This window comes from Acinetobacter sp. YH12096 (genome assembly GCF_013419215.1).
GTDB lineage: Bacteria > Pseudomonadota > Gammaproteobacteria > Pseudomonadales > Moraxellaceae > Acinetobacter > Acinetobacter amyesii.
Genome location: NZ_VPAM01000063.1, coordinates 1 through 6812 on the forward strand (window position 1 = coordinate 1; position 6812 = coordinate 6812).

Sequence of the window (6812 nt, forward strand, 5' to 3'; positions counted from 1 at the left end):
AGCAGGGAAAGGAATTGCCGGGCTATGTGCAACGGGAATTTGAAGAATTTCTCCAATGCGGGCGGCTGGAGCATGGCTTTCTACGGGTTCGCTGCGAGTCTTGCCACGCCGAGCACCTGGTCGCTTTCAGCTGTAAGCGTCGCGGTTTCTGCCCGAGCTGTGGGGCGCGGCGGATGGCCGAAAGTGCCGCCTTGCTGGTTGATGAAGTACTGCCTGAACGGCACTGTTGCAAATAGTCGGTGGTGATAAACTTATCATCCCCTTTTGCTGATGGAGCTGCACATGAACCCATTCAAAGGCCGGCATTTTCAGCGTGACATCATTCTGTGGGCCGTACGCTGGTACTGCAAATACGGCATCAGTTACCGTGAGCTGCAGGAGATGCTGGCTGAACGCGGAGTGAATGTCGATCACTCCACGATTTACCGCTGGGTTCAGCGTTATGCGCCTGAAATGGAAAAACGGCTGCGCTGGTACTGGCGTAACCCTTCCGATCTTTGCCCGTGGCACATGGATGAAACCTACGTGAAGGTCAATGGCCGCTGGGCGTATCTGTACCGGGCCGTCGACAGCCGGGGCCGCACTGTCGATTTTTATCTCTCCTCCCGTCGTAACAGCAAAGCTGCATACCGGTTTCTGGGTAAAATCCTCAACAACGTGAAGAAGTGGCAGATCCCGCGATTCATCAACACGGATAAAGCGCCCGCCTATGGTCGCGCGCTTGCTCTGCTCAAACGCGAAGGCCGGTGCCCGTCTGACGTTGAACACCGACAGATTAAGTACCGGAACAACGTGATTGAATGCGATCATGGCAAACTGAAACGGATAATCGGCGCCACGCTGGGATTTAAATCCATGAAGACGGCTTACGCCACCATCAAAGGTATTGAGGTGATGCGTGCACTACGCAAAGGCCAGGCCTCAGCATTTTATTATGGTGATCCCCTGGGCGAAATGCGCCTGGTAAGCAGAGTTTTTGAAATGTAAGGCCTTTGAATAAGACAAAAGGCTGCCTCATCGCTAACTTTGCAACAGTGCCATTTTAAGCGTTATGCTAAGCCCAGGAAGCCGCAGGATCTTTTGAACCACAACTGCATTAACGTCCGCTATTCTGATACGAGTGGATTGTACGCCTGGGAATTCGAGAAAGATGCTCAGAAATTCAGTCTGAAAGTCAAAGGGCAATATATTGCGAACAGCACGATTCATCAGCTCGATGCAGCATTAGACGGGCTGGGGATTGCCTATATTCCCGAGTATGTTGCAGATGGATATATCAAAAGCGGCAAGCTGATTGCTGTTCTGACCGAGTGGTGTCCATATTTTGACGGCTACCATATTTATTATCCTCACCGCCGACAGGATTCTCCTGCGTTTATGGCTTTTCTGCAAGTTTTGCGTGACAGGTACAATAATGGAATAAGATAAATTTATGAGTAAAGGATTATGTCCACGATAAGCACCTGGGTCGATTCCTGGGAGGCGGCCATGAGGGTAGGGAAGCGCCGTCCCGTCAAGTCAGCGTAATGCTCTGCCAGTGTTACAACCAATTAACCAATTCTGATTAGAAAAACTCATCGAGCATCAAATGAAACTGCAATTTATTCATATCAGGATTATCAATACCATATTTTTGAAAAAGCCGTTTCTGTAATGAAGGAGAAAACTCACCGAGGCAGTTCCATAGGATGGCAAGATCCTGGTATCGGTCTGCGATTCCGACTCGTCCAACATCAATACAACCTATTAATTTCCCCTCGTCAAAAATAAGGTTATCAAGTGAGAAATCACCATGAGTGACGACTGAATCCGGTGAGAATGGCAAAAGCTTATGCATTTCTTTCCAGACTTGTTCAACAGGCCAGCCATTACGCTCGTCATCAAAATCACTCGCATCAACCAAACCGTTATTCATTCGTGATTGCGCCTGAGCGAGACGAAATGCGCGATCGCTGTTAAAAGGACAATTACAAACAGGAATCGAATGCAACCGGCGCAGGAACGCTGCCAGCGCATCAACAATATTTTCACCTGAATCAGGATATTCTTCTAATACCTGGAATGCTGTTTTCCCGGGGATCGCAGTGGTGAGTAACCATGCATCATCAGGAGTACGGATAAAATGCTTGATGGTCGGAAGAGGCATAAATGCCGTCAGCCAGTTTAGTCTGACCATCTCATCTGTAACATCATTGGCAACGCTACCTTTGCCATGTTTCAGAAACAACTCTGGCGCATCGGGCTTCCCATACAATCGATAGATTGTCGCACCTGATTGCCCGACATTATCGCGAGCCCATCTATACCCATATAAATCAGCATCCAGGTTGGAATTTAATCGCGGCCTCGAGCAAGACGTTTCCCGTTGAATATGGCTCATAACACCCCTTGTATTACTGTTTATGTAAGCAGACAGTTTTATTGTTCATGATGATATATTTTTATCGGCACTGTTGCAAATAGTCGGTGGTGATAAACTTATCATCCCCTTTTGCTGATGGAGCTGCACATGAACCCATTCAAAGGCCGGCATTTTCAGCGTGACATCATTCTGTGGGCCGTACGCTGGTACTGCAAATACGGCATCAGTTACCGTGAGCTGCAGGAGATGCTGGCTGAACGCGGAGTGAATGTCGATCACTCCACGATTTACCGCTGGGTTCAGCGTTATGCGCCTGAAATGGAAAAACGGCTGCGCTGGTACTGGCGTAACCCTTCCGATCTTTGCCCGTGGCACATGGATGAAACCTACGTGAAGGTCAATGGCCGCTGGGCGTATCTGTACCGGGCCGTCGACAGCCGGGGCCGCACTGTCGATTTTTATCTCTCCTCCCGTCGTAACAGCAAAGCTGCATACCGGTTTCTGGGTAAAATCCTCAACAACGTGAAGAAGTGGCAGATCCCGCGATTCATCAACACGGATAAAGCGCCCGCCTATGGTCGCGCGCTTGCTCTGCTCAAACGCGAAGGCCGGTGCCCGTCTGACGTTGAACACCGACAGATTAAGTACCGGAACAACGTGATTGAATGCGATCATGGCAAACTGAAACGGATAATCGGCGCCACGCTGGGATTTAAATCCATGAAGACGGCTTACGCCACCATCAAAGGTATTGAGGTGATGCGTGCACTACGCAAAGGCCAGGCCTCAGCATTTTATTATGGTGATCCCCTGGGCGAAATGCGCCTGGTAAGCAGAGTTTTTGAAATGTAAGGCCTTTGAATAAGACAAAAGGCTGCCTCATCGCTAACTTTGCAACAGTGCCAGTTTTATTACGAACGTGTTTTGGGTGGACAACGGAAAACATATTTCATCGAAAGACCAAAAAAAGAAAAAACACTTCCTGTTGTGATGAGTGAAGAAGAAACCATTCGGGTACTACGCGCTATTGAAAACGTGAAACACAAGGCTATTCTGATGACTATTTATTCGGCAGGTTTGCGCATTTCTGAATGTATAAACCTGAAAATAAAAGACATTGACTCCAAGCGCATGCAAATTCGTATAGAACAGTCAAAAGGAAAAAGAGATCGTTATACCATTTTATCTGAGAAAACATTAATTATTTTAAGAACATACTTTATGGAATATAAACCAAAAGATTATTTATTTGAAGGTCAAAAAGGTGGCGCATACTCAAGCCGAAGTATTCAAAACATTTTTAAAGCAGCTGTTTTAAAAGCAAAGATTCAAAAGGAAGTTACTGTACATACCTTACGACATAGCTTTGCAACGCATTTGCTTGAGAATGGTACGAGTTTACGTTATATTCAATCGTTGTTAGGTCATTCAAGCAGTAAAACAACTGAGGTTTATACACATATTACCACCAAGGGAATGGAACAATTAAAAAGTCCGATGGATTTGTTAGATATATAGAAAGGATTTGTATATTTGAGCAAAACTTAACAAAAAGCACTATGAATATAAATCCTTTTGAGAGAGTAGAAACGAACGGTAAACGGTTGAAAACGGATTTGTCACTGATAATGAAAGGTTTAGCAAAATAAGATATAGTGGATATATACGCCATTTGGCGTATAGCCACTTGTTATGTGCCATTTTTGAATGACAATGCGAATAGATACAGACAAACAAATGAATTTACTTAGTGATAAGAACGTTGCAATAATTGGTGGTGGACCCGTTGGACTGACTATGGCAAAATTATTACAGCAAAACGGCATAGACGTTTCAGTTTACGAAAGAGACAACGACCGAGAGGCAAGAATTTTTGGTGGAACCCTTGACCTACACAAAGGTTCAGGTCAGGAAGCAATGAAAAAAGCGGGATTGTTACAAACTTATTATGACTTAGCCTTACCAATGGGTGTAAATATTGCTGATGAAAAAGGCAATATTTTATCCACAAAAAATGTAAAGCCCGAAAATCGATTTGACAATCCTGAAATAAACAGAAATGACTTAAGGGCTATCTTGTTGAATAGTTTAGAAAACGACACGGTTATTTGGGATAGAAAACTTGTTATGCTTGAACCTGGTAAGAAGAAGTGGACACTAACTTTTGAGAATAAACCGAGTGAAACAGCAGATTTGGTTATTCTTGCCAATGGTGGAATGTCGAAAATAAGGAGCTTTGTTACCGACACGCAAGTTGAAGAAACCGGTACTTTCAACATCCAAGCTGATATTCTTCAACCGGAAATAAACTGTCCCGGATTTTTTCAGCTATGCAACGGCAACCGATTAATGGCGGGACATCAGGGCATTTTATTGTTTGCCAATCCCAATAATAATGGTGCATTGTATTTAGGAATTAGTTTTAAAACGCCCGATGAATGGAAAAATAAAATTCCCTTAGATTTTCAGGACAGAAACAGCGTTGCCGATTTTTTATTGAAAAGATTTTCCAAATGGAGTGAAGTTTACAAACAATTAATACGTTCGGTATCAACATTTCAATGCTTGCCCACAAGGAAATTTCCTTTGAACAATGATTGGAAAAGTAACCGTCCATTACCCATAACAATGATTGGCGATGCTGCTCATTTGATGTCGCCTTTTGCAGGACAGGGTGTAAATACGGGATTATTGGATGCTTTGATATTGTCTGAAAACCTTACAAACGGAGAATTTACAAGTATTGAAAATGCCATCGAAAACTACGAACAACAAATGTTTGTTTATGCAAAAGATACGCAGGACGAATCGACAGAAAACGAAACCGAAATGTTTAGTCCCAATTTTTCGTTTCAAAAATTATTGAATCTATAAACAGTAAGAAAAAACGGCTACTAACAAGCAGTTTTGCAATAGTGGGCAGAAGTGCAAAATTGAACTTGTGTGCTTCTATCAACTTTTGTACATTAGCTGCCAGTTTAAGATGGGTGCATTTGAGTATGCCCAAAGGAGCCCGCAAGTATGCGCAGGACGAAGCCAGTAGCCGCGCCGATGGTGGCGCGGGTCTATCTGCGCGTCAGCACCGACGCGCAGGACTTGGAACGCCAAGAGGCGATCACTACGGCCGCGAAGGCCGCCGGCTACTACGTCGCCGGCATCTACCGTGAGAAGGCATCCGGCGCACGCGCCGACCGGCCTGAGCTGCTGCGCATGATCGGCGACCTACAGCCCGGCGAGGTGGTCATTGCCGAGAAGATCGACCGCATCAGCCGCCTACCTTTGCCCGAGGCCGAGCGCCTGGTGGCCTCGATACAGGCCAAAGGCGCACGCCTGGCCGTCCCTGGCGTGGTCGATCTATCCGACCTGGCGGCCGAGGCCCAGGGCGTCGCCAAGATCGTGCTGGAAGCCGTGCAGATCATGCTTTTTCGCCTGGCCTTGCAGATGGCCCGCGACGACTACGAGGACAGGCGCGAACGCCAGCGCCAAGGCATTGAGTTGGCCCGCCAGGCCGGGCGGTACAAGGGCCGCCGTGCTGATCCGAAGCGCCGCGCCCAAGTTGTCGCGCTGCGCAAGTCCGGCTACAGCATCAACAAGACCGCCGAGCTGGCCGGGTACAGTGCGGCCCAGGTGAAACGGATATGGGCCGAGGTCAGCCAGGCCGAAGCGAAGCAGCACGGCGCGTTCGTGGAGGACGCATTGACGGAAGCCGATGCCCTGGCCGCTGTCGGCCAGGATGAGCGCCAGGAGGAAAGGGCATGAAGAAGCCGAACCAAGACGACGAGCCGTTTTTCATCACCGAGGAGATTGCGGCCGAAATGATCGCCGGCGGCTATGAGTTCGAGCTGCCGCCCATTCCTTGCACCATCCGCCTACGCGACGTGCTGGAGCGCATGACCGATGCTGAGCTAGCATTGCAGCCGGGCGAGATCGCCGACCAGGAGCGTGAACGCTGCCGGCGCAAGCCGTGTTCAACCTCATGATCTGGTCATGGTATTTTTCATGGCACTGAGCCTGATAGTTCTTGCAAATTGTTGTCACTAAAGGGTTTTGTGTGCTTGTTTACAATCGAGTGGGAGTGACGGGCACTGGCTGGCAATGTCTAGCAACGGCAGGCATTTCGGCTGAGGGTAAAAGAACTTTCCGCTAAGCGATAGACTGTATGTAAACACAGTATTGCAAGGACGCGGAACATGCCTCATGTGGCGGCCAGGACGGCCAGCCGGGATCGGGATACTGGTCGTTACCAGAGCCACCGACCCGAGCAAACCCTTCTCTATCAGATCGTTGACGAGTATTACCCGGCATTCGCTGCGCTTATGGCAGAGCAGGGAAAGGAATTGCCGGGCTATGTGCAACGGGAATTTGAAGAATTTCTCCAATGCGGGCGGCTGGAGCATGGCTTTCTACGGGTTCGCTGCGAGTCTTGCCACGCCGAGCACCTGGTCGCTTT

The 6812-nt window shown here is 47.8% G+C and carries 9 protein-coding genes and 1 pseudogene; 9 read left to right on the plus strand and 1 reads right to left on the minus strand.

What is annotated here, in order from left to right; genetic code table 11:
- The 3 genes and pseudogenes from FTU36_RS16160 to FTU36_RS16170 form a co-directional block, all read left to right on the plus strand.
- A pseudogene (locus tag FTU36_RS16160) lies at window positions 1-221 on the plus strand (transposase zinc-binding domain-containing protein); the annotation flags it as partial.
- 61 nt (window positions 222-282) lie between these two features.
- Window positions 283-987, plus strand: a complete 705-nt coding sequence (locus FTU36_RS16165) for an IS6-like element IS26 family transposase (RefSeq protein WP_001067855.1) — start codon at window positions 283-285, stop codon at window positions 985-987.
- A 39-nt stretch (window positions 988-1026) separates the two neighbouring features.
- On the plus strand, window positions 1027-1428 hold the full coding sequence (locus FTU36_RS16170; RefSeq protein WP_001183556.1) for a LysR substrate-binding domain-containing protein: 402 nt from the start codon (window positions 1027-1029) through the stop codon (window positions 1426-1428).
- A gap of 136 nt (window positions 1429-1564) precedes the next feature.
- On the opposite strand, the gene FTU36_RS16175 is transcribed toward FTU36_RS16170, so the two are convergent.
- Entirely contained in the window at window positions 1565-2380 is an 816-nt protein-coding gene (locus FTU36_RS16175; RefSeq protein WP_000018323.1) for an APH(3')-I family aminoglycoside O-phosphotransferase, read from the minus strand.
- Window positions 2381-2509: 129 nt separating this feature from the next.
- On the opposite strand from FTU36_RS16175, the gene FTU36_RS16180 reads away from it, so the two are divergent.
- The 6 genes from FTU36_RS16180 to FTU36_RS16205 all read left to right on the plus strand — a co-directional run.
- Window positions 2510-3214: an IS6-like element IS26 family transposase gene (locus tag FTU36_RS16180; protein WP_001067855.1), complete on the plus strand. Its 705-nt coding sequence runs from the start codon at window positions 2510-2512 to the stop codon at window positions 3212-3214.
- A gap of 72 nt (window positions 3215-3286) precedes the next feature.
- Entirely contained in the window at window positions 3287-3880 is a 594-nt protein-coding gene (locus tag FTU36_RS16185) for a tyrosine-type recombinase/integrase (protein WP_205779272.1), read from the plus strand.
- A 189-nt stretch (window positions 3881-4069) separates the two neighbouring features.
- Window positions 4070-5236 carry a tetracycline-inactivating monooxygenase Tet(X3) gene (locus FTU36_RS16190; RefSeq protein WP_024160783.1) on the plus strand — a complete coding sequence of 389 codons (1167 nt, stop codon included), beginning with the start codon at window positions 4070-4072 and terminating at the stop codon, window positions 5234-5236.
- A gap of 147 nt (window positions 5237-5383) precedes the next feature.
- A complete protein-coding gene (locus FTU36_RS16195; protein ID WP_001366550.1) occupies window positions 5384-6121 on the plus strand; it encodes a recombinase family protein in 738 nt (245 codons plus the stop codon).
- A complete protein-coding gene (locus FTU36_RS16200; protein WP_000743213.1) occupies window positions 6118-6342 on the plus strand; it encodes a hypothetical protein in 225 nt (74 codons plus the stop codon). Before FTU36_RS16195 ends, FTU36_RS16200 begins: the two co-directional genes overlap by 4 nt.
- 210 nt (window positions 6343-6552) lie before the next feature.
- A partial coding sequence (locus FTU36_RS16205; RefSeq protein WP_180118557.1) for a transposase zinc-binding domain-containing protein occupies window positions 6553-6812 on the plus strand: 260 nt, incomplete at its 3' end.